The sequence below is a fragment of the Streptomyces sp. MZ04 genome (assembly GCF_004684775.1).
Classification (GTDB): domain Bacteria; phylum Actinomycetota; class Actinomycetes; order Streptomycetales; family Streptomycetaceae; genus Streptomyces.
Genome location: NZ_SRIC01000605.1, coordinates 1 through 913 on the forward strand (window position 1 = coordinate 1; position 913 = coordinate 913).

Here is a 913-nt window from a genome sequence, read left to right on the forward strand (position 1 = left end):
CCAGGAGCCTCTGCAGGACCCTGGCCCACAGCCCGGAGAGCACCCGGCCGCCGTGGACCTCCAGCCCGAGCTGGCCCTTGAGCGTCCAGTTCACCGACTCGATGCGCTGGCGGAGCCAGTACGGGAAAATCCCCGGGTCCGTCTCGTCCTTGCGGGCGGGGCGGACCACCGTGATTCCCAGCGCGGCCATGTCCGCCTCGAACTCCGCGCCGGCGAAACCCTTGTCACACACCCCAGTGGTACCCGGCTCGGGCCGGTTCTTGTCCAGTGCGAACATCATTCGCACCGCGTCGCGTTCCTTGACCAGCTTCGGATTCACCAGGATGAACCCGGTGATCAGCCCGTCCGGGGCGCAGACCAGCATCAGCTCGATGCCCCAGTAGAAGCGGTGATGGGACTTGTCCATACCGTAGCCGGCCCATCCGAACAGGTCGGAGCGTTTCGCGGTCTGCCGCGAAGAGCCGCACGGGACGGGAGTACCGTCCCACAGCCGCACCACGTCCGCACTGGACGGGGTCCGGGCCGCCAGCCAGCGCAGGGCCGCTTCCAGCAGGTCCCCAGCCCCGCGCAGCCGCCGGTTGTACTCGCTTTGCGACAGCAGCCGCGGGAAGAGATGCCCGACCAGGGCCCGGGCCGAGCGCAGCCAGTGCCGCTCGTCGTTGAACCGCAACAGCACCTGGGCCACGGCCAGGCAGACCAACTCCGCATCGGTCACTTCCAACGGATGCCCCGGCCCCGAACTCGCCCTGCGCGAGGGGATGATGCCGTCATCCAGCTCGACGTACAGTGCGGTCAGGAGAGTGTCCAGATCGGTGTTCACAGCGCGCCCCACGGGTCGAGCCAGTGTTCTACACCACCGATTCTGGGCACTCTCCGTCATTCCGGACAGAGCCAAAGCGCATCAACCATCTAG

1 protein-coding gene is annotated in these 913 nt (G+C 67.5%); it reads right to left on the minus strand.

Features of this window, described 5'->3' with window-relative positions:
• On the minus strand, positions 1–820 hold an 820-nt coding region (locus E2651_RS43445; RefSeq protein WP_135336756.1), incomplete at its 3' end, for a transposase.
• Positions 821–913: the final 93 nt, after the last annotated feature.